This is a genomic window from Ancylobacter sp. (assembly GCF_965229075.1).
Lineage (GTDB): Bacteria > Pseudomonadota > Alphaproteobacteria > Rhizobiales > Xanthobacteraceae > Ancylobacter.
The window spans coordinates 31,318-51,616 of the sequence record NZ_CBDDIO010000001.1; the positions used below are offsets into that span (position 1 = coordinate 31,318).

The following is a 20,299-nucleotide window of genomic DNA, read 5'->3' on the forward strand; positions in this document are numbered from 1 at the left end:
GGCGAAAGTTCGGCGCGCGTGAATGAGGCCACCCTGCCGCGTCGGCGCTTGCCTTCGCGGCCCGCTCGCGCGATGTGAAAGCCAAACGCCAACCCTTGGGACGCCATGGCCGCTCTTGTTCCACCCACCCAACGCCTGCTCGATGCGCGCGGCCGCCGGCTGGACTATGCCGGCCGCACGCTGGTGATGGGTATCCTCAATGTGACCCCCGATTCCTTCTCCGATGGCGGGCGCAGCGCCGCGCTCGACGACGCGGTGGCCAATGCCCACCGGCTGGTGGCGGAGGGGGCGGACATTCTCGACATTGGCGGCGAATCGACCCGCCCTGGCCACACCCCGGTGCCGGCGGAGGAAGAGCTGCGCCGCGTGCTGCCGGCGGTGGAGGCGCTGGCCGGCCTGCCCGTGCCGCTCTCCATCGACACGCAGAAGGCGGCGGTGGCCGAAGTGGCGCTGAAGGCGGGGGCGAGCCTTCTCAACGACATTTGGGGGCTGATGGGCGACCCGGACATGGCCCGCGTCGCCGCCGCCTATGATGCCGGTGTGGTGGCGATGCACAACCGCGCCACTGTCGACCCGGAAGTCGACATCGTCGCCGACATTCTCGGCTTTTTCGAACAGGCGCTAGAGCGGGCGGCGCGCGCTGGCATCCGCCCCGAGCGCATCGCCCTCGACCCCGGCATCGGCTTCGGCAAGACCTTCGAGCAGAACCTGAAGGCGCTCGCCTCGCTGGAGACGCTCGGGCGGCTCGGCTTTCCGCTCCTGCTCGGCACCTCGCGTAAATCGCTGATCGGCAAGGTGATAGAAACCACGCCGGCCGAGCGCCTGCCGGGCACCATCGCCTCCAATGTGCTGGGCATCCGCGCCGGCTGCGCCATCATCCGCGTGCATGACGTGGCCGCCCATGTGCAGGCGGCACGGGTGACGGAGGCGATCCTCCATGCCCGCTAAGCCGACGCCCGATTTCTTCGTCCGCCGGCCGCGCAAGGTGGAGAAGGCGGTCGCCTATCTCTGCCTCGGCTCCAATCTCGGCGACCGCGCCGGCACCATGGCGAAGGCGGTGGGGCTCATCGCCCGCGCGGGGTTGAAGATCATCGCCCGCTCCTCGCTCTACGAGACCCCGCCCTGGGGACCGGTGCCGCAGGGGCCTTATCTCAATATGGTGGTGGCGGTGGAGACGGAGCTTTCCGCGCGCGAGCTGCTCAACCTGCTGCTCGGCGTCGAGCACGCCTTCGGGCGCGACCGCACGCGCGAGGTGCGCTTCGGCCCGCGCAAGATCGACATCGACATATTGCTCTATGGCGAGGAGGTGATCGCCGAGCCCGACCTCGAAATCCCGCATCCGCGCATGATGGAGCGGGCCTTCGCGCTGATCCCGCTCAGCGAGCTGGCGCCGGAGCTGAAGGTCGGCGGCGCGTCGGTGGCTGCGGCTCTTGCCGGGCTCGACCGCAGCGGCATCGTCAAGGTCGAGCCGCAGCCGGCGAGCGACTGAGCGCGGGACCAGAACACGCGAAGGGCGGCGGATCGCTCCGCCGCCCGCTCGTTCCGTCGCGCCTTGGGGGAGAGAGGGCGCTCAGCGGCACACCTCGACATCGCGGTAGTAGGGCTGGCCCCAGCTGTTGTAGACGGTGCGGGTCTCGGTCCAGCAGCTCGGGCGATAGTAGTTGTTTGCGGCGCCGGCCGCGATGGCGCCGACGGCGAGGCCACCGATGATGCCGGCGGCGATGGCGGCGCCATTATTGTTGCGGCGCGGGCCGTAATAATAGCCGGGCGCACCCCAGCCGGGACCGCGCCAGCCGGGACCCGGACGGCCCCAGCCATGGCCGCCATGGCCGTGGCCACCCCAGCCCGGGCCGCGCCAGCCATCGGCGGCGGCGGGAACGGTGGCGAGGAGGGTGGTGCCGGCGAGGGCGAGGGCGACGAGCTTGCTTGTCTTGGTGATGCCAGTCTTGGTGATGCCGGTCATGGCGGTATCCTCGGGTGCTCAGCGGGCCGGTTCGGCCCTTGATGAACACACCCTAGCCAGCACCGGCCGAACCCAAGCTGAACCCGCTGTTGCAATAGGTTCATCAAACTGAACGCATTCCACTGCAGGCGTTCATCTGCCATTCATTCGGGAAACGCAGGAGCCAGCATTGCCCGATTACGACAAGGAAGGCCTCGTTTCCGCCTGGACCTTCGACGGCAATGGCGGCGCGCGGCGCATCGGCTGGGAGGAGGTCGCGCAGGGCGTTCCGTCCGGCGAGCGCTTTCAGTGGATCAACCTTCAGCTTCTGGAGCATCGCCACGGCCGCAGCACCTGGCTCGACCTGCACAGCGGTGTCGATCCCTCCATCGTCGAATCCCTGGTGGCGGCGGAAACGCGGCCGCGCTGCGCCCTGTTCGACAATGGCGCCTTCCTCAACCTGCGCGGCATCAACCTGATGCCCTACTCACTGCCGGACGAGATGCACTCGATCCGCTTCTGGGTGGAGCCGCACCGCATCGTCTCGGTGCGGCGGCGGGCGCTGTCGGCGGTGGGCGATTTCGAGGACGCCATCCAGCGCGGGCGGGCGCCCCGCACGCCGGGCGAATTCGTCGCCGATCTGTCCATGCGCCTCGTCGACCGCATGGACACGGTGATCACCGCCCTGGCCGAGCAGGCGGACGAGTTGGAAGAGCAGGTGCTGAGCGCCACCTTGTCCAATCTCAGCCCCAAGGTTTCCGAGGTACGGCGCGTCGCCATCATCCTGCGCCGCTACATCGCCCCGCAGCGGGAGGCGCTGAATCATTTCTCGCTGGAAGACGCCGAATGGCTCTCGCCACGCGACCGCAACCGGCTGCGCGAGGCCGCCGACCGCGTGACGCGCTTCGCCGAGGAGCTGGATTCGGTGCGCGATCGCGCCGCCGTCATCTACGACCAGATGGTGGAAAGGCGGGCCGAGCAGATGAACCGTTCCATGCTGGTGCTGGCGGCGGTGACGGTGATCTTCGCGCCGCTGACGCTGATCACCGGCCTGATGGGCATGAATGTGGAAGGCATTCCCGGCGCGCAGGACCCGAACGGCTTCTGGGCCGTGACCGTGCTGGCCGCGGGGCTCGGCGTCGGTCTGGTGGCCTGGCTGCGGACGATCCGCTGGCTGTAGCCCCTTCCCGTCGAGCGGCGGGGGCATAGAATGATGCGAAGCGGGCCGCGATAGTGCGCGGCCAGGAGGAAAGTGCCATGGGCGGGAAATGGATGGCCTCAGTCGCACTCGTCGCCGGGCTGATGCTGGGGGCGGTCGGCGGGCCGGCGGGGGCCTATGAATTCACCGGGACCTTTCCCGGCGGCGACTGCCGCAAGATGGCGGCCTCGACCCCCGGGGCGCAGCTCTGGTACGGCCATTTCACCGGCCGCCGGCAGGCGCCGTGGAATTTCGATTTCATCGAGGGCCGCACGGTCGATGGCTGCTTCCGCACCAAGGCGGAATGCGACAATTGGCTGTACCAGTGGCGCTCGGCCTGGCAGTTCAATTTCTGGAACGACTATTGCGTGAAGGGCTGGCCGCCCAAGGCGCGCCCGGCGGGTCCGCGCACGGAGGTTCCGTTCGGGCAGTGACCGGCGACAGGCCATGAAAAAGGGCGCCGTCGACCTGCGACGGCGCCCGATTTCGAGGTGAGGACCGCTCAGACGGCCTTGGAATACAGCTCGGCGACGTAGTCCCAGTTCACCAGGTTCTCGACGAACGCCTTGAGATAGTCCGGGCGGCGGTTGCGGTAGTCGATGTAGTAGGAGTGCTCCCACACGTCGACGCCGAGGATCGGGGTCGCGCCCTTCACCAGCGGGCTCTCGCCATTCGCGGTCTTGTCGATGACGAGCTTGCCGTCCTTCACCGCGAGCCACGCCCAGCCGGAGCCGAACTGGGTGACGCCGGCCTGGATGAAGTCTTCCTTGAACTTCTCGACCGAGCCGAGGTCCTCGACGATCTTCTTCTCAAGCTCGCCGGGGATCGCGCCGCCGCCATTCGGCTTCAGCCAGTTCCAGAAATGCAGGTGATTGTAGTGCTGGCCGGCATTGTTGAACAGGCCGGCATTCTTGCCGAAGGAACCCTTGACGATCTCTTCCAGCGACTGGCCTTCCCACTCCGTGCCCTTCAGCAGATTGTTGCCGTTGTTCACATAGGCGAGGTGGTGCTTGTCGTGGTGATATTCGAGCGTCTCGCGCGACATATAGGGGGCGAGGGCATCGTAGGAGTAGGGAAGCTCGGGAAGCGTGAAGGACATGGAATCTGTCTCCGCAGAAATGAAATCCGGCCGCGCCGCCTCGGCGCCCCTTGCGGGTGCGCAGGCACCGTGAAAGATCGGCTCCGACTAGATAGGGCGCCGCAGGGCGGGCGACAACCAAAAGCATCGCGCGCGGCCGAATTCTTCCCCGCCGAAACCCCTTGGCGCCGCCGCGGCGGACAAGTGTGCTGCCGGCTTTCGTTAAAGCTGTACTGGACGTAAGGTCTCGTACAAGAAGGGCCGACGGCGAATCGGTCCGGCGGAGTTTCTTCATGGGTGCAGTAGTCATCGGAATCGGCGCGGCTCTGGCCGTGCTCGGCCTCGTCTTCGGCCTAATCGGGTTCGGCTCGGCGGAGACGACTTCCGGCGCGGGCCTGATGATGGTCGGTAGCTCTGTTTTTGTCGGCGGTCTTCTGATGGTCGCCCTCGGCTTCATTCTGCGGATCTTGATCGACATCGCCAACAAGCTGGAAGGGGCGGTGCACTTCGAGGCGCTGGAGGACGAGCACCCCGCTGCGGCGGTCGAGACGACGGCCGTCGCATTCGCCGCGGAGGCCATCGCCCCGCCCGCGCCGGCCTTTGACGAGGTGACACCCGTGCGGGTGCCGGAGGATCTTGCGCCGCTCGACGAAACGCCCGCGCCGCCGGCCTGGTTCGGCCGCAAGCGTTCGCCGGCGCCGTCGCGGGCGGAAGACCCGGCCTTCGAGCCGGAGCCGGATTACGCCCCCGAGCCGGCGCTGGCGCCGCCGCGCGAGCCGGAGTTCGAGCGCGAGGCCGAGCCCCTGCCGCCCTTCCGCTCGCCGCTGACCGGCGCCGCGCGGCCGGAGCCTTTCCATGCCGAGCCGGTTCGTTCCGAGCCGGTTCGCCACGAGCCTGCCCGCCAAGAGACGCCGCGCCACGAGCCTGCCCGCCACGAGCCTGTTGCTCACGAACCGTCACGCGTCGAGACGCCGCGCGTCGAGGCTCCGCGTTCCGCGCCGGTTCGCCCGGAGCCGCTGCGCCCCGAGCCCCTGCGGCCTGAGCCACGCATCGAGCCCGTTCGGGCGGACCTTCACCGTGCCGAACCTCACCGTGCCGAACCTCACCGGGCCGAACCTCACCGGGCCGAGCCGGAGGCGCCGGAGCCTTCGTCGGCTGAACCGCGCCGCGAACTGCCGGGCTTCCTGCGCGGCTCGGCCGGCGCGGCGCCGGTGCCGGAGCGCCCCGCGCCCGTTCCCGCCCTCGAGGAGCCCTTGCCCGCACCCGCGCATGAGGCTTTCCCTGCCGAGCCGGCAGCGGCGCCGGCTGCCTTCCTCAGCGACACGGACCTGCTGACCGAGGAACCCACGCCGGCTGAGCCTTCCGTCACGGTGCTTAAATCCGGCACGATCGGCGGCATGAGCTACACGCTCTATTCCGACGGTTCGATAGAGGCGGACCTGCCGGACGGCGTGCTACGTTTCGCCTCGCTGCAGGATCTGCGTGACCACGTGTCCGGTAGCCTCGCCCGCGAGTGAAGCCGCACCGATTTGGACGTGCAAAGGGCGCCCACGGGCGCCCTTTCTGTTTCCGGGATCGAGGGCGGCTGCGTCAGCGCCCGGCGGTGGCGAGCGCGAAGGCGTAGATCATCGCCGTTTCCTCCAGCCGGTCGAACCGGCCGGAGGCGCCGCCATGGCCGGCTTCCATATTGGTGCGCAGCAGCAGCGGGCGCCGGTCGGTCTTGGTCGCCCGCAGCTTCGCCACCCATTTCGCCGGTTCCCAATAGGTCACGCGCGGGTCGGTCAGCCCCGCCAGGGCGAAGAGGGCGGGGTAGTCCTGCGCCGTCACATTGTCATAGGGCGAATAGGCGCGGATGGTGGCAAAGGCCTGCGCATCGGTGATCGGGTTGCCCCATTCCGGCCACTCCGGCGGGGTGAGCGGCAGGGTGTCGTCGAGCATGGTGTTGAGCACGTCGACGAAGGGCACTTCCGCCACGATGCCGGCGAACAGGTCGGGCCGCATATTCGCCACCGCGCCCATCAGCATGCCGCCGGCCGAGCCGCCATGGGCGACGATGCGGTCCGGCGCCACGATCTTCTCGGCGATGAGGTGTTCGCCGGCGGCGATGAAATCGGTGAAGCTGTTGGTCTTCTTCGCCAGCTTGCCCTCGCGGTACCAGCGCCAGCCCTTCTCCGTGCCGCCACGAATATGGGCGATGGCGAAGACGAAGCCGCGATCCACCAGCGACAGGCGCGAGACGGAGAAGCTGGCGGGCATGGAGACGCCGTAAGCGCCATAGCCATAGAGCAGGCACGGGGCGCTGCCGTCGAGCGGCGTGTTGGCAGCGTAGAGCAGCGACACCGGCACAAGCTCGCCATCCGCCGCCGGCGCCATCAGCCGCCTTGTGACATAGCGCTTGGGATCGTGGCCGGAGGGCACCTCCTGGCGCTTGCGCAGCACGCGGGCGCGGCTCGCCACATCGTAATCCCACACCTCGGAAGGGGTGGTCATGGAGGAATAGGTGAAGCGGATTTCGGTCTTGTCGAAGCCGAATCCGGGATCGAATCCGAGCGAATAGGCCTCCTCGGCGAAGGCGACGGCATGTTCGGCACCGTCTGCCAGCGCGCGGATGACGAGACGCGGTAGCCCGTCTTCCCGTTCCAGCCGGATGAGATGGCCACGCAGCACGCACACCGACAGCAGCAGGCGGCCGGGCTTGTGCGGCACCAGATCGCGCCAGTGGGCGCGGCCGGGCGTGCTGAGCGGGGCGGCGACGATCTTGAAATCCTCGGCGCCGTCGGCATTGGTCTCGATGATCAGGCTCTCCACCCCGTCGAGCGCGGGATGGTGCTCGACACCATAGCGCAGGCCGGCCTTACGCGGCTCGACACGCACGGGGGCCTCAAGTGGGGCGTCGAGGTCGAGGAGCCAGACTTCGCTGGTGTCGTGATCGCCGCAGGAGATGAGGCCGAAGCGGCGCGATTGGGTGTGGCCGAGCGAGACGAAGAAGCCCTTGTCCGGTTCTTCATAGACCAGCACATCCTCGGCCGAGTCGGTGCCGAGCCGGTGGCGGTAGACGAAGCTCGGGCGATGCTCGGCGTCGCGGCGGATATAGAACAGATAGGCGCCATCCGCGCTCCACAGCACGTCGCCGGTGGTCTCGGTTACCGCATCGGGCAGGTCGGTGCCGGCGTCGATGTCGCGGATGCGCAGCGTGTAATATTCCGAGCCCGCCTCGTCGGCGGTCCAGGCATAGAGGCGGTGGTCGGGTGACTGGCGGGCGTCGCCGAACTGGAAATAGGCCTTGCCTTCCGCCAGCGCGTCGCCGTCGAGCAGCACGGTTTCCCCGGCGATGGCGCCGGCCGGGCGGCGGCAGATGAGCGGATGCTGGCCGCCTTCGCGGAAGCGGGTGAAATAGGCGAACGGACCATCGGCGGACGGCACCGAGGCGTCGTCCTCCTTGATGCGGCCGCGCATTTCCGCCACCAGCTGGCGGCGCAGTTCGGCATGGGGGGCGAGCCACGCCTCGGCGCCGGCGTTCTCGGCCTCTAGCCACTCGCGAATGTCGGGGGCAAGCAGGGCGGGGTCGCGCATCACCTCGCGCCAGTTCTCCGCCCGGAGCCAGGCATAGGGGTCGCTCAACGTCTGCCCGTGGAACGAGCGGACCAGCGGCGTGTGGGTGGAAGAGGGGCGTGCGGCGGTGTCGGTGCTCACGCCTTCGCTCCTTCGCTTGCCGCATCATCGGCCTCGAAGGCGAGGGCGACGCCATTGATGCAGAAGCGCTGGCGGGTCGGGGGCGGGCCGTCGGGGAAGACATGGCCGAGATGAGCGTCGCAGCTGGCGCAGCGCACCTCGACCCGGTGCATGCCATAGGAATGGTCGTGATAGGCGCTGACCGCCTCTTCATCGACCGGCTGGAAGAAGCTCGGCCAGCCTGTGCCCGATTCGAATTTGGCGTTGGAGCGGAACAGCGGCGCCTCGCAGCACACGCAGCGGTAGAGGCCCGGCTCCTTCTGTGCCAGGTGCGGGCCGCTGAAGGCGCACTCGGTGCCGTGGCCGCGCGTGACGCGATACTGCTCCGGCGTGAGCTGGGCACGCCACTCCGCGTCCGACTTCACCACGCGGGGACGGCGAGAGATCTGGTCCATGGGAAAATCCTTGAGGTTTTCCGATGAGATAATCGCTGTGGCGAGCAGCGGCAAGTGTTCTCGCCCTTCACGAAGTTTTGCCTGGCCGATCGCCGGCGGGCGCGGCGCGTCGCCGCGCGCTTACGCTTTGGCTGAGCTTGCGACAGGCGGGTGACAGCCTCCGTGGTGTTCCGCATTGCACGCGGCATTGCGCCCCGGCTGCTCGAAAAACCTTGTCGGCGAGCGTTTTCAAGTTTATCTGTGTCCTTGTGGTTGCCTGTCGCGCGAATACGTCAAAAGATGACGTATTTTGACGTACAACTATCGTCGGTGTGCCGCGATCGGGGACTGCACGAGAATTCTGCAACTTGTATTGAAGAATGTATCATGAGCGATATCAACGACGCCGACAGCTATATCGAACTCGCCGCCGATATCGTCTCGGCGTATGTGAGCAATAATGCGGTCTCGGCCAATGAACTTGTCACCCTCCTTGCGGAAGTGCACGGCGCTCTGCAGCGCGTGAACAAGGGCGAGGTGGAGACGGTGGTTGAGCCGCTGAAGCCCGCCGTGCCGCCGAAGAAGTCCGTGATGCCCGACTACATCGTGTGTCTGGAGGACGGCAAGAAGTTCAAGTCGCTCAAGCGGCATCTGCGCACGCAGTACAACCTCACCCCCGAGGCGTATCGCGAGAAGTGGGGCCTGCCGGCCGACTACCCCATGGTTGCACCCAATTACGCCGCCGCCCGTTCGGCGCTGGCGAAGGAAATGGGCCTCGGCCAGCAGCGCCGGCGCAGCACGGCGGGCTGAACCGCGCCGTCCCAGTGCGAATCGACGTGAAAGGCCGTCACCCCGGGTGGCGGCCTTTTTCGTTGCGCGCGCCGGCGGTGGGCCGGGGCGGCGTGTCCAGCTCCGCGAGCAGCCGCGCCAAGGCGGCGTGGCGGGCGGCATCATAGCCGAGGCCCGAGCCGGCGGCGCGGCGCTCGGCGCGCAACAGGCGCCGCAGCACCGTGCGGCATTCTTCGCTGCCACGTCCAAGAAAGGGCCGTAGCGCGGCGGCCCGGCGGGCGATGACGGCGTCGCGCTCCTCACAGCGCGCGGCGCGGATGCGGCGGCCGGCGGCGGCAGGACGGTTCGATTCAAGGGGCTGGGACGGTTGCGATCGCATGGGGAACCTCGCTCTACCAGCGCGAGTATCGCCGGTGGCGAAGGGGTGCGGATAGAAATCCTATCGCGCTCCGCCGCTCCTTCTCGCCTTCACAGCATGATCGAGTCGGGACGTTCGCAAGGTGTGTTCATCTTTTGTTCTTGTCAGGTCAGGAGTCCGATAATAGGCTTTAATTCCTTGATCGGAGATGTCCCATGCCTGTGCCCCCTGCCTCCCCGCCATCCGTGCGGCCGACAGCCGAGCCGTGCCTGCTCGCGGCCCGGCTCGCGGCGGATGCCACCGCCATTCCGCTGCCACACGTGCTGCATCCGCGCCGGCTGGATCGCCGCTGCGCCTCCGCCCGCGCCCTGGCCATGTATCTCGCCCATGTCGGGCTCGGCCTGTCGATGAGCCGCGTGGCGTCCGGCTTCGGCCGGCACCGCTCCACCGTCGCCCATGCTTGCCGCCGCATCGAGGAGCGGCGCGAGAGCGCCGGCTGGGACCGCTGGGTCGCGGCGCTGGAAGAGGATGCGCGGCGCCTGTCGTCCCCCGGAGGCGCCGGCGCGCAACCGGCGGGAGGCCCCCATGGCTGAGCGTCACATCGACCATATCGAGGTGGAGATCGACGGTGTGCGCCGCGCCGTCGCCGTCGATCTCGACGAAAGCCCGCTCGGCTGGCTGGCGCGGCGGCGCGGGCGCGACGGCCGCAGCTTCATCGCGCCGGTCCAACTCATCGCCGGGGAGCGGCTGCGGGCGGACTTCACCCGTGCCGGCATGGCGCCGCGGCTCACCGCCAATTGGGACGCGGTGACGCGCACCGACCGCGCCGGCGGCGGCGCCGGGCTCAACGCTTCCGAGGCCATGCTCGCCGCCCGCCAGCGCGTGGGACGGGCGATGGAGGCGGTGGGGCCGGAATTCTCCGGCCTACTGGTCGATGTCTGCTGCTTCCTGAAAGGTCTGGAACAGGTGGAGCAGGAACGCCTCTGGCCCGCGCGCACCGCCAAAGTGGTGCTGGCGCTGGGGCTCGACCGGCTGGCCCGGCACTATGGGCTCAGCGCGGCGGCGCAGGGGCCGGCGCGCGCCCGCACCCGCGCCTGGAAGGCGCCGGAGCCACCGGCCGGCAAGGATTAGGCGGCCGCGCCTTCCAGCGCCGCGCGGGCGTCGGCGCGGATGCGCTCGACCATGGAGCGCAGCCCGTTGGAGCGCTGCGGCGTCAGATGGTCCTTGAGGCCGATGCGCGCGAACACGGCGCCGGGGTCCGCCGCGAGAATGTCGCGGGCCGTGCGGTCCGAATAGAAGGCGAGCAGGATGGCGACGAGGCCGCGCACGATATGGGCGTCGGAATCGCCATGAAAGGCGAGGCGGAGATCGTCCGCGCCGCCGGCGGGCTCGCTCACCAGCCAGACCTGGCTGGCGCAGCCCTGAACCTTGAACCGGTCGCTGCGCTGCTCCTCCGGAAAGGGCGGCAGAGCGCGCCCCAGCTCGATGAGGTAGCGGTAGCGGTCGTCCCAATTATCGAGGAGCTCGAAGTCCTCGATGATGCTGTCGATCTTGGATGTCATCACGCGCCTCTCCGGCCGCATATAGGGGCGCGGGGCGGCCGAGCGCAATGCGCACGGGGCCGCTTTGCCGCTCAGGCGGGGCGTTTCGGCGGCAGCGGCACCCCGCCGGATGTCCCGCCGGATGCGGCCGGGGCGGCGGGAGCCGCGCTCGGCGGGGCCGCCGTGGGGGCCGGGGTGGCGGCGCCGGTCCGCTCCGCGGGGGCCATGCCGGCCGGGGGACGCGGGCCCTGCCAGGCGGGGCTGAGGTCGTGAGTGGTCAGCGTATCGCCGGCCCGTCCGCCATTGGCGCGCGCGGCCGCCTTGCGCTTCTCCTCCACGATCTGGTCGGAGAGATAGCTCAGCGCGAAGCGGGCGCCGGCCTCGGCCCGCTCGCCGATCAGTTGGATCAGGCTGGCGCCGATGGCGCAGGCCTGCGGCTGGCGGCCGCAGAAGCCACCCGCATCCGCCGCCGCCGCGCTGGCAGCCGAGAGCGCGTCGAAGGCATTGACCTTCGGGTCGCCCGTGGTCGCCGCGCCGGTCGCCGCCGGTCCGTTGCCCGGCGCGTGCGAAGCCGGCCCGCCGACCACGGCGGGCAGCAGCAGGAAAACGACGGTGAGCCAGAAACCGATGCGCAGCAAAAAAAACATGGGCGGTCTCGCGGGAGTCTCATGCGGGAGGATAAAGGCTCCGGGTTGCCCAAGCTGTGTCGAAAAACCGCGAAATTGCGGCTTCGTGGAAAGCCGATGTTAAGCACGCGGCGGGCTTTTAGGGTTCGCTTAAGCCCCGCATGGCACTGTCTCCCCACAGCGCCGCGTGTCCTTCGATTCGGATTTCCAGAACACGGTTCCATGCCCCGTTCCTATGCCAGCGATCTTCTGGTGGACGATATCGACCTCCACGGCGAGCGCGTCGCGGGGCGCCCTTACCGGCAGGGGCGGCGGCGCTCCGACCTGTTCATGCTCGTTCTCGCCGCCGGTGCCAGTGCCGCCGTGCTGTTCAACGCGCTGGCGCTGCAGCAGGGCCGGCCGGGCACCGCAAGCCGGAGCGCGACGGCCGCGCCCGATATCCGCCAGGTCAACACGCCGCGCCCCACCTCGACGTCGCCGGCCGTGACACCCGCCGCGCCGCCCGCCGCTTCCGTCACCGCTCCTGCTGCGCCGCTGCCGCTCGACGCCGTGCCCGCGCCGGTGGCGACGCCGGTGCCCCCGGCCAAACCCGCCGTCCCGCGCGCAGCGCCGGCCGCCGCCCCCGCCGCGCCGATGGCGGAGAAGGCCGCCGCGTCCCCCGCCGATCTGCTGCCGCCGGGCGACGTGCCGGTATCGCCGCGCGTGATGGATATTCAGAAGGCGCTGGCGCGTCTCGGCTATGGCCCGATCCGCATCGACGGCATTTTCGGCGCCGCCACCGAGGAGGCGATCCAGCGTTTCGAGCGCGACCGCCGCCTGCCGGTGACGGGCCAGATGTCCGACCGGGTGATCCGCGAGCTGACCGCCGTCTCCGGCTTCACCATCCGGTAAGCGCCATGCGGCTGAAAAGCGGGATCTTCGTGTCCGCCCTCCTGCGCCGGGCCAATGGCGCCGGCGCCTTCGCCGCCGTGCGCCGACGCGGGGCGGAAGAGGCGGGCGCGGTGTTCGTCATCGTCGCGACGCAGGATGGCAAGGCCGCGCTCTATGGCCCGGCGCTGCCCTCGCTCGACGCCGCGCCGCAGGAAGAGGGCGTGCGGCTTTTCACCCCGCTGGTGCCGCCCGGCAGCCCGGAGAGCGAGGCCGAGGCGCGTATGGCGCGCGAGGCGCGCTATGATTCGGATTTGTGGCTGGTGGAGATCGAGGACCGCGCCGGGCGCTGCTTCCTCGATCTGGCTGCCGACTGAGCGGCTCAGCTTTTCAGCCCATCTCAGCTCTTGCGCTGGCGGCCCTCAGTCGAGGCGGTGGTCGCTGCGGTGGCATAAGGCGCGTTGAAGCTGCGCATGGACGGGGCCTCTTCCGTGCGCTCGCGCTGCGGGCGCCTTCCGGGGCGCCAGGAGGCGACCAGATGCTGGGCGCTGGCGAGGGGCAGCTCGTCGAACATTTCTGCCAGCCGCGCCATCTCGCCGGCCGAACGGCCGGCCACCGGGTGAAGCCGGAACAGCACCCGCGAGAGGATGGCGAAGGACAGGCCGAGGGCGCGGGCGACCACGGCCAGCGCCTGCCCGGTCTCGTCGGCGATGATGCGCGCGGCATTCTCCGGCGTGACATGCAGCGCGCGCTCCATGAGCGACGCGAGGGCGCGCGCATCCTTGGCCTTGGCGGCGTCGAGCAACTCGTCGATGAAGCCCGCCGCCGCTGCCGTCGGCCGTTCGGACAGGGCCAGCGGCGGCAGGGTGACGAGCCGGGCGATGAGGCTGGCGCGCTCCTCCGGCCCGGCGAGGAAGAACTCCGGCACCGGCAGCGGCGCCGGCTCCGTGGCGGGCACGTCCACCGGCGCGACCTGCGGCGGAGCGGCGGGGCGTTCGTCGGCAAGGGGGGCGGGTATTTCCGCCGCCGCCGCTTCGCCCGCACTCTCCGGGTCGGAGACGTGGCTGCGGCGATGGGTGAGCTCGGCGAGGCGCTTGGCGAGGGCCGGGGTCACTTCGCGCCGCGCGGCCATGGCGGCGAGGTGGGCGGGGCCGAGCTGCTCGGCCAGTTCGCTGAGATCCTTTTCCCCCAGCACCGGGGACAGGCGCAGGATCGGCCCGGCGAGCGACAGCGGCCCGGCGGCGAGGTGGCGGGCGAGCGCGCGCGGCAGCGCGGGATGGGCGGCGAGTTCGCGCACATGGCGCGCCGCCACCGCGAGATCGACCCCTTCGATCAGACGGATGGCGAGCGTGGTGAAGCGGGCCTCCGCCGCTTCGCCGGGCACCGGCTGGCGCAGGAATTCGCGCACCAGCAGCCGCAACATCGCCGGCCGCGTGTCCTGGAACGGGCGGCGCGCCGTGTCGTGCGCAGATGTGGGGCCGGAACCGGAGAGAGAGGGCATGGCAGGCGGACAGCTCGCATGTGGCACGTCGCGCCGACCCGAACGGGGGCGCGAAACCAAATTAGCCCGCGAACGTTAGAAAGCCGTTAACCATGCTTGTTCCGTACTGGGCCCATGCCGTTTGGCGGGACAGGGGAGGGCGCGATGGGTGCCTTAGTGCCGTTTCCGACAGTGAAGGCGCAGCAGCCGAGCGTGGCGCCGCAGGGCAGGCCGGTAAGCCTGAAAGGGCTGTCCGATACCCCGGCCAAGGTGATCATTCTGCCCGTGGTGCAATATGTCCGGCCCCCGGCGACGGCGGCCGTCGGCGCCGCCTGCGAGCCACGCTGAAGCCAGCCGATTCAGGCCGCTGGCGCGCAATTGGCCAGCTGCATGCGCGCGCGGACCTCGTCGCGGGCGCTGCGCTCGCGCACCAAGGCGCGGATGAGCACGATGCCCTCCTCGCTGGGTGATTCGACGATCAGCCGGTCGGCGGCGGTCACCTCGTCGTCTTCCGGCAGCGCCGCACGCTGCTTGGCGTTCATCAGATCCAGCTCGATGATGGAACGGCCGGCCGAGCGGTCATTGATGGCGTAAAAAGGCAGGCCGTAGCGGGTGTAGAACGACACCGAGGTGTAGTCTTCCGTTGTCGGCACCCGCACCTTCAGCGGTCCCCCGGTGAGATCGTAGAGGCAGACCGCCGAGATGAAGGCGGGATCGGTGGATGGCAGCACCGCGCCGAGGTCGGAGGGATCCTCGACCGGCACCACCTCGTTCGGACCCGCGAGCGCCGCAAGTCGCGCATAGGCGTCGCGTTCGGCGAGATAGGGCAGCACCAGCACGGCGCCAAGATGCACGATGAGGCCGAGCACGAGGCCGGCCAGGGCGGCGAGAATGAAACGGCTCATCGGCGCGGGCTCATGAGCTGCGCTCCCAGGGGCAGTGCTCGGTGACGACGCGGGGCATTTCGGGAGCGTCGCTGGTGCGGTTGGCGAGGCCGACCGCCGTGTCGTAGAGGCGGAAGGCGAGAGTGACGCGGTCGCGGGCGCCAGTGGGCAGCCAGTTGCCGGCACGCGCCCGCGGCCCCAGCACCACGTCGAGCGTGCCGTCGCGATTCCACACCACCTCCGCGCTGGTGAAGCCGCTGCGCTCGGCGGCATTGTCGATCAGCCTTCCCTGCGCGTCGGTAAGCGTGAGTGTCCAGAAGCGCGCCTGCGGCAGGCTGCCCGAGATGCGGATGTCGCAGCGCCCGTCGAGCGCCCGGCCAGCGGAATCGGTGGCGGCGACGAAGGCAATGCCGTCCGCCAGTTCCAGCGGGAGTTCGCCGGCGCGGGCGAGGGCGGCGCGGGCATAGGGGTCGGCGGTCTCGGTGCCAGCGCGCGGCCAGGTCTCCCAGGGGCCCGAGCGCACCAGACCCGGCCCGTAGCCATTGACCGTGGTGACCCAGGTCAGGCCGAGCCCGACGACGGCGCCGATGGCCAGGATCAGGAGGAACAGCAGGGAGCGCACAGGCAGAAGCTCTCCGGTGGAGCGGGGCGCCCATGGATGGGCGCTTGCGGCGGGAAGGTCAATCGCGACGGGTCAGTTGCTTCCTACCAGGCTGGTGCCGGGCGAAGCGGCGGCGCTCGGCCGGGGCGGGGGCACGGCCGCCGCCTCGCCGAGGCGGGCGGAAAGGTCCATCAGCCGCGCCGCCGAGGCCGGCGACAGCGTCACCGGACGCTGCACGCCGTCGATCTGCAGCGCGGAGGCCTGCGCCGCTGCGCCGTCGAGCACCGGGGCGGGCTGGTTGCCGAGGCCGGGCGTCGGCTTCATCTCGATGCCCTGATGGGCGAAGGCCATCACCTTCTGCCAGGTCATCGCCGGCAGCGAGCCGCCGGTCATCTTGCGGGTGGACTGATAGTCGTCATTGCCGAACCAGATGGCGCCGACATAATTGCCGGTGAAGCCGACGAACCAGGCGTCGCGATAGGCATTGGTGGTGCCGGTCTTGCCCGAGACCTTGGTGCCGGGAATCATGGCGCGCCGGCCGGTGCCGTTTTCCACCACGCTGTTCAGCATCGGGTTGATCATGGCGATGATGTCCGGCGGAATCAGTTCCTTCGGCGCCGGGCCGTTTTGGGCGAAGCTCCACACCGGGTCGCCATTGGGCGTGCGCATCTCCACCACGGCATGCGCGTCGACGGAATAGCCGCCATTGGCGAAGACGGAATAGGCGGTGGCCATGTCCACCACCGTCACCTCGGCGGCGCCGAGCGGCAGGGCGCGCGTGATCTTGAGCTCGGTCTTGAGCCCCATGGAATGGGCGAGATCGACGATGCGCCCGCGGCCGATATTCTCGGCCAGCTTCACTGCCACCGTGTTCAGCGAGCGGGTGAGGGCGTTGATGAGGGTGATCGAGCCGGCATAGGAGCGGCCGTAATTCTGCGGGCACCAATTGCCGATGCAGATCGGCCCGTCGACGACGATGGTGCTCGGCTTGTACTTCCCCGTCATCAGCGCCGCCGTGTAGACGAAGGGCTTGAAGGACGAGCCGGGCTGGCGCAGCGCGTCGGTGGCGCGGTTGAACTGGCTCTCGCCATAGTCCCGCCCGCCGACCATCGCCCGCACCGCGCCGTTCGGCTCCATCACCACCATGGCCGACTGCTTCGCGCCATAATCCTTGCCGAACTGGCGCAGGCTGTCGCGGATGGCGGTGTCGGCAGCCTTCTGGATGTTGGGGTCGAGCGCCGTGCGGACGATGAAGGAGCGCTCGGCATAGGTCTTGGGCAGCGTCTCGACGATCTGCTTCACCTGGTCGAAGGCGTAGTCGAGGTAATATTCCGGCAGGTCGTCCTGCTTGCGGTCGACGGGTGTCGCCGGGTTGCGGCGGGCGCCGAACACCTGGCCCTCGGTCATGAAGCCGGCATCGACGAGATTGTCGAGCACCACGCTGGCGCGCCCGCGCGCGGCCGGCAGATTGATGTGGGGGGCGAATTTCGACGGCGCCTTGAACAGGCCGGCCAGCATCGCTGCCTCCGCCATGTTCACGTCGCGCGCCGACTTGCCGAAATAATACTGCGCCGCTGCGTCCACGCCGAAGGCGCCGCCGCCCATATAGGCGCGGTCGAGATAGAGCTTGAGGATCTGGTTCTTGGTGAGGTGGAACTCCAGCCACAGCGCCAGGAAGGCTTCCTTGATCTTGCGCTCCAGCGTGCGCTCATTCGACAGGAACAGGTTCTTGGCCAGCTGCTGGGTCAGCGAGGAGCCGCCCTGCACCACGCCGCCGGCGCGCGCATTCGACAGGACGGCGCGGAAGGTGCCGGGAATGTCGATGCCGAAATGCTCGTAGAAGCGCCGGTCCTCGGTGGCGAGCACCGCCTTGATGAGGTGATCGGGGAACTCTTCCAGCGGCACCGTGTCGTTGTGGCGGATGCCGCGCTCGCCGATCGTGTTGCCGTAGCGGTCGAGGAAGGTGACGGACAGCTCGGCGCGCTTCAGCCAGTCGTCCGAGGTTTCCTGGAAGGCCGGCACCGCCAGCGCCAGCATCAGCACCGCGCCCACCGCGCCCCAGGTCATCGCCTCGGAGCCGAGCGCGATGGCATAGCGGGCGGGGCCCTGCACATTGAAGCGTTCGGTGAAGGCGACGAAGCTGTCCCAGCCCGAGCGCAGATTCACGCCGCCGGAATAGATCGACGAATCGATCCAGGAATCGATGGCCAGCAGCACATGGCGCAACCGCCGGCGGAACGCCGAGGGCGGACGCTGGCCGGAGGCTGGCTCCCGGGGCGTTTCCTGCGGGGAATGGTCGGACGGCGTGTCGTTCAAGCCCATGCTCCAGGGGGCCTGCGAGCCCCGCCTGCTCTTATAACCGACCCCTTGCCGCGCGACGAGGGCAGCATCAAGGCTCGCCACGGCGCGGCCGCGAGGATATCTAAGGAGTGATTGCCGGTTCGTGAAGTGTGCCGGCGCCCGAGCCTGCGGGACTTTTCCGACCGATGCACGACGATCCGACCACCCTCGCGGCGGCCCCGTTCTGGCGCCGCAAGACGCTTGAGGAAATGACCGCCGAGGAGTGGGAAAGCCTGTGCGACGGCTGCGGCCGCTGCTGTCTCGTCAAGCTGCAGGACGAGGATACCGAGGCGATCGCCTATACTGATATTGGCTGCCAGCTGCTCGACGACTTCAACTGCCGCTGCCGCAATTATCCTGAACGTCAGAAGCATGTGCCCGACTGCGTGCGGCTGACGCCGGAGACGGTGCGTGCGCTCGACTGGCTGCCGCCGTCCTGCGGCTACCGGCTGGTGGAGGAGGGGCGCGATCTCTACTGGTGGCACCATCTCGTCTCCGGCGATCGCGAGACCGTTCATGCCGCCGGCGTTTCCGTGCGGGGCAAGGTGGCGGCGCTGGAGGACGAATTGCCGCTGGAAGACTATGTCGACCACATGGTGCGCTGGCCGCTGCGCCTGCCGCGCGGCGCGGTGCGGCGCAAGGCGAAGGACGCGTAGGCCGCTCCGTCAGCGCAGCAGCGGCGCGCTCACCAGCAGCACGGCGAAGGCGCTGACAATGGCCGCGCCGAGGCGGGGCACCAGCGCGCCGCGCCCCTTGGCCTGCGCCGCGCGGCCGAGCAGCGCGCCGACGCTGATCCAGCCGAGCGCGACGCTGGCGCAGAGCATGGCGAAGGCCGCGAGATAAAGCGGCGCCTCCTCGCTCTGTAGCGGCACGATGCCGAGCGCGAACGCGATGGCCTTGGGGTTGAGCAGCGTGGTGACGAAGATGCGCCCGGGCGTGATCGCGCCGCCGGCCGCCGTTAGATCGGCGCCGCGCCAGAGCTTCCACGCGACCTGCATCAAATAGGCGCCGACAATGAGCCGCAGTACCTGCGCGAAGGCGGGCGCCCCGGCCACGACCGGGCCGAGCACGGTGCCGATGAGCACGATGGCGATGAGATAGCCGGCAGTTTCCGCCGGCAGCAGCGGCAGTGCACGCCGCAGCCCGACCGACGCGCCGGCCGTGGCCAGCAGCGTGTTGGTCGGTCCGGGAGTGGCGAGCAAGGCGAGTACCGCCAGCGCAAACAGGAGCGGATCGGTCATGCCACCTGTCTAGCCGAGCGCCGGCGGGGCGGCATCGGGGGCAGTGCTTACGCGTCCTGCAGCGGCCCGCCGCTCACAGAGCGAGCACGCTCCGGTCGACCTGCTCGATGTCCTTGACGCCCGTGAGTGCCATCGACACGTCGAGTTCCTTGCGGATGATCTCGATCGCCTTGGCCACGCCGGCCTGGCCGCCGGCCGCCAGCGACCAGAGGAAGGCCTTGCCCATCATGCAGCCCTGCGCGCCGAGCGCCCGGGCCTTGAGAATATCCTGGCCGGACTGCACGCCGCCGTCGAACCAGATTTCACTCCGGCCGCCGCCAATGGCGTCGACGATCTTCGGCAGCGCCTTGATCGAGGAGACGGCGCCGTCGAGCTGGCGCCCGCCATGGTTCGACACCACGATGGCATCGGCACCGGTGGCGGCGGCGATCTTGGCGTCCTCGACATCGAGCACGCCCTTGAGGATGAGCTTGCCCGGCCAGATGGAGCGCACCCATTCGACATCCTTCCACGACAGGGAGGGGTCGAACTGACCGGCGATCCACTGCGACAGGGTGGAGAGGCTGTCGCTTTCCTGCCGCACGGCGAGATTGCCGAAGGAATGGCGCTTGCCCATCAGCACGCTGGCGATCCAGCGCGGCTTGGTGGCGATGTCGAGCGCATTGGCCAGCGTCAGCTTCGGGGGAACGGCGAGGCCGTTCTTGATGTCCATGTGGCGCTGGCCCTGAATCTGCAGATCGAGCGTCAGCACCAGCGCCGAGCACTTCGCCGCCTTGGCGCGCTCGATCAGCGATTCCGAAAATTTGCGGTCGCGCATCACATAGAGCTGGAACCAGAACGGCTTGTCGACCGCGCCGGCCACATCCTCGATCGAGCAGATCGACATGGTGGAGAGGGTGAAGGGAATGCCCGCCGCCTGCGCCGCGCGGCAGCCATGGATTTCGCCGTCGCCATGGAACAGGCCGGTGAGGCCGGTGGGCGCAATGGCGAGCGGCAGCGCCACCTTCTCGCCGATCATGGTGGTGGCGGTGGAGCGGTCGGACACGTCGATCATCACCCGCTGCCGCAGCGGGATGGCGGCAAGGTCCGCCTTGTTGGCGCGCAGCGTCGTCTCGTCATAGGAGCCGCGGTCGGCATAGTGGAAGATGGCGCGGGGCACCTTGCGCATCGCGATGGCGCGCAGGTCCTGGATGTTGGTGACGGTCGCCATGCGCGCGCTCCTTCTGCCGTTAGGTCATGATGTGAGGG

Annotated in this window: 25 protein-coding genes; 12 read left to right on the forward strand and 13 right to left on the reverse strand. The window is 69.3% G+C overall.

The window, feature by feature from the left end; translation table 11 throughout:
• The first annotated feature begins 105 nt into the window (after positions 1-105).
• Together folP and folK are read left to right on the forward strand one after the other, a co-directional pair.
• Entirely contained in the window at positions 106-948 is an 843-nt protein-coding gene (folP, locus tag ACO07Z_RS00160) for a dihydropteroate synthase (RefSeq protein ID WP_421696832.1), read from the forward strand.
• Positions 938-1,489 carry a 2-amino-4-hydroxy-6-hydroxymethyldihydropteridine diphosphokinase gene (gene folK, locus ACO07Z_RS00165; RefSeq protein WP_421696833.1) on the forward strand — a complete coding sequence of 184 codons (552 nt, stop codon included), beginning with the start codon at positions 938-940 and terminating at the stop codon, positions 1,487-1,489. The genes folP and folK overlap by 11 nt, the downstream gene beginning before the upstream one ends.
• Before the next feature lie 81 nt (positions 1,490-1,570).
• On the opposite strand, the gene ACO07Z_RS00170 is transcribed toward folK, so the two are convergent.
• The gene (locus tag ACO07Z_RS00170; RefSeq protein ID WP_421696834.1) at positions 1,571-1,963 is read right to left on the reverse strand and encodes a hypothetical protein; all 393 of its coding nucleotides are present in this window, start codon (positions 1,961-1,963) and stop codon (positions 1,571-1,573) included.
• A gap of 169 nt (positions 1,964-2,132) precedes the next feature.
• Between ACO07Z_RS00170 and ACO07Z_RS00175 the strand changes: the two genes are divergently transcribed.
• Positions 2,133-3,122 carry a zinc transporter ZntB gene (locus ACO07Z_RS00175; RefSeq protein WP_421696835.1) on the forward strand — a complete coding sequence of 330 codons (990 nt, stop codon included), beginning with the start codon at positions 2,133-2,135 and terminating at the stop codon, positions 3,120-3,122.
• A 92-nt stretch (positions 3,123-3,214) separates the two neighbouring features.
• A complete protein-coding gene (locus ACO07Z_RS00180) occupies positions 3,215-3,574 on the forward strand; it encodes a hypothetical protein (RefSeq protein WP_421696836.1) in 360 nt (119 codons plus the stop codon).
• 68 nt (positions 3,575-3,642) lie between these two features.
• Here the strand turns inward: ACO07Z_RS00180 and ACO07Z_RS00185 are convergent, their stop codons facing one another.
• On the reverse strand, positions 3,643-4,239 hold the full coding sequence (locus ACO07Z_RS00185) for a superoxide dismutase (RefSeq protein WP_421696837.1): 597 nt from the start codon (positions 4,237-4,239) through the stop codon (positions 3,643-3,645).
• 185 nt (positions 4,240-4,424) lie between these two features.
• On the opposite strand from ACO07Z_RS00185, the gene ACO07Z_RS00190 reads away from it, so the two are divergent.
• A complete protein-coding gene (locus ACO07Z_RS00190; RefSeq protein WP_421696838.1) occupies positions 4,425-5,735 on the forward strand; it encodes a hypothetical protein in 1,311 nt (436 codons plus the stop codon).
• A gap of 73 nt (positions 5,736-5,808) precedes the next feature.
• Here the strand turns inward: ACO07Z_RS00190 and ACO07Z_RS00195 are convergent, their stop codons facing one another.
• Both ACO07Z_RS00195 and msrB read right to left on the reverse strand, forming a co-directional pair.
• On the reverse strand, positions 5,809-7,911 hold the full coding sequence (locus tag ACO07Z_RS00195; protein ID WP_421696839.1) for a S9 family peptidase: 2,103 nt from the start codon (positions 7,909-7,911) through the stop codon (positions 5,809-5,811).
• Positions 7,908-8,345 (reverse strand): peptide-methionine (R)-S-oxide reductase MsrB, encoded by a 438-nt coding sequence (msrB, locus tag ACO07Z_RS00200; protein WP_421696840.1) that lies wholly within the window; start codon positions 8,343-8,345, stop codon positions 7,908-7,910. The genes ACO07Z_RS00195 and msrB overlap by 4 nt, the downstream gene beginning before the upstream one ends.
• Positions 8,346-8,711: 366 nt before the next feature.
• On the opposite strand from msrB, the gene ACO07Z_RS00205 reads away from it, so the two are divergent.
• Positions 8,712-9,134, forward strand: coding sequence for a MucR family transcriptional regulator (locus tag ACO07Z_RS00205; protein WP_244377917.1), 423 nt, complete (start codon positions 8,712-8,714; stop codon positions 9,132-9,134).
• 37 nt (positions 9,135-9,171) lie between these two features.
• Here the strand turns inward: ACO07Z_RS00205 and ACO07Z_RS00210 are convergent, their stop codons facing one another.
• Positions 9,172-9,492 (reverse strand): hypothetical protein, encoded by a 321-nt coding sequence (locus ACO07Z_RS00210; protein ID WP_421696841.1) that lies wholly within the window; start codon positions 9,490-9,492, stop codon positions 9,172-9,174.
• Between the two features lie 194 nt (positions 9,493-9,686).
• On the opposite strand from ACO07Z_RS00210, the gene ACO07Z_RS00215 reads away from it, so the two are divergent.
• The gene (locus ACO07Z_RS00215) at positions 9,687-10,064 is read left to right on the forward strand and encodes a helix-turn-helix domain-containing protein (protein WP_421696842.1); all 378 of its coding nucleotides are present in this window, start codon (positions 9,687-9,689) and stop codon (positions 10,062-10,064) included.
• The gene (locus ACO07Z_RS00220; RefSeq protein WP_421696843.1) at positions 10,057-10,602 is read left to right on the forward strand and encodes a DUF6456 domain-containing protein; all 546 of its coding nucleotides are present in this window, start codon (positions 10,057-10,059) and stop codon (positions 10,600-10,602) included. The genes ACO07Z_RS00215 and ACO07Z_RS00220 overlap by 8 nt, the downstream gene beginning before the upstream one ends.
• On the opposite strand, the gene ACO07Z_RS00225 is transcribed toward ACO07Z_RS00220, so the two are convergent.
• Both ACO07Z_RS00225 and ACO07Z_RS00230 read right to left on the reverse strand, forming a co-directional pair.
• Positions 10,599-11,033 (reverse strand): SufE family protein, encoded by a 435-nt coding sequence (locus ACO07Z_RS00225; protein ID WP_421696844.1) that lies wholly within the window; start codon positions 11,031-11,033, stop codon positions 10,599-10,601. The genes ACO07Z_RS00220 and ACO07Z_RS00225 overlap by 4 nt on opposite strands.
• Before the next feature lie 71 nt (positions 11,034-11,104).
• A complete protein-coding gene (locus tag ACO07Z_RS00230; protein WP_421696845.1) occupies positions 11,105-11,659 on the reverse strand; it encodes a DUF5330 domain-containing protein in 555 nt (184 codons plus the stop codon).
• Between the two features lie 201 nt (positions 11,660-11,860).
• Between ACO07Z_RS00230 and ACO07Z_RS00235 the strand changes: the two genes are divergently transcribed.
• Complete coding sequence (locus ACO07Z_RS00235; protein WP_421696846.1) at positions 11,861-12,529, forward strand: peptidoglycan-binding domain-containing protein; 669 nt, start codon at positions 11,861-11,863, stop codon at positions 12,527-12,529.
• 5 nt (positions 12,530-12,534) lie between these two features.
• A complete protein-coding gene (locus ACO07Z_RS00240) occupies positions 12,535-12,882 on the forward strand; it encodes a DUF1491 family protein (RefSeq protein WP_421696847.1) in 348 nt (115 codons plus the stop codon).
• 23 nt (positions 12,883-12,905) lie between these two features.
• On the opposite strand, the gene ACO07Z_RS00245 is transcribed toward ACO07Z_RS00240, so the two are convergent.
• Positions 12,906-14,006 (reverse strand): DUF2336 domain-containing protein, encoded by a 1,101-nt coding sequence (locus tag ACO07Z_RS00245; protein WP_421696848.1) that lies wholly within the window; start codon positions 14,004-14,006, stop codon positions 12,906-12,908.
• A 144-nt stretch (positions 14,007-14,150) separates the two neighbouring features.
• On the opposite strand from ACO07Z_RS00245, the gene ACO07Z_RS00250 reads away from it, so the two are divergent.
• Positions 14,151-14,333 carry a hypothetical protein gene (locus ACO07Z_RS00250; protein WP_421696849.1) on the forward strand — a complete coding sequence of 61 codons (183 nt, stop codon included), beginning with the start codon at positions 14,151-14,153 and terminating at the stop codon, positions 14,331-14,333.
• Between the two features lie 11 nt (positions 14,334-14,344).
• Here ACO07Z_RS00250 and ACO07Z_RS00255 read toward each other — a convergent pair whose 3' ends face one another.
• From ACO07Z_RS00255 to ACO07Z_RS00265, 3 genes are all read right to left on the reverse strand, one after another.
• A complete protein-coding gene (locus ACO07Z_RS00255) occupies positions 14,345-14,890 on the reverse strand; it encodes a DUF1254 domain-containing protein (RefSeq protein ID WP_421696850.1) in 546 nt (181 codons plus the stop codon).
• Positions 14,891-14,900: 10 nt separating this feature from the next.
• Positions 14,901-15,491 (reverse strand): DUF1214 domain-containing protein, encoded by a 591-nt coding sequence (locus ACO07Z_RS00260; RefSeq protein WP_421696851.1) that lies wholly within the window; start codon positions 15,489-15,491, stop codon positions 14,901-14,903.
• A gap of 72 nt (positions 15,492-15,563) precedes the next feature.
• On the reverse strand, positions 15,564-17,786 hold the full coding sequence (locus ACO07Z_RS00265; protein WP_421696852.1) for a transglycosylase domain-containing protein: 2,223 nt from the start codon (positions 17,784-17,786) through the stop codon (positions 15,564-15,566).
• A 170-nt stretch (positions 17,787-17,956) separates the two neighbouring features.
• On the opposite strand from ACO07Z_RS00265, the gene ACO07Z_RS00270 reads away from it, so the two are divergent.
• On the forward strand, positions 17,957-18,466 hold the full coding sequence (locus ACO07Z_RS00270) for a YcgN family cysteine cluster protein (protein ID WP_421696853.1): 510 nt from the start codon (positions 17,957-17,959) through the stop codon (positions 18,464-18,466).
• Positions 18,467-18,475: 9 nt separating this feature from the next.
• Here the strand turns inward: ACO07Z_RS00270 and ACO07Z_RS00275 are convergent, their stop codons facing one another.
• Together ACO07Z_RS00275 and ACO07Z_RS00280 are read right to left on the reverse strand one after the other, a co-directional pair.
• Positions 18,476-19,051: a LysE family translocator gene (locus tag ACO07Z_RS00275; RefSeq protein ID WP_421696854.1), complete on the reverse strand. Its 576-nt coding sequence runs from the start codon at positions 19,049-19,051 to the stop codon at positions 18,476-18,478.
• Between the two features lie 73 nt (positions 19,052-19,124).
• Positions 19,125-20,261, reverse strand: coding sequence for an alpha-hydroxy acid oxidase (locus tag ACO07Z_RS00280; RefSeq protein WP_244377895.1), 1,137 nt, complete (start codon positions 20,259-20,261; stop codon positions 19,125-19,127).
• Positions 20,262-20,299: the final 38 nt, after the last annotated feature.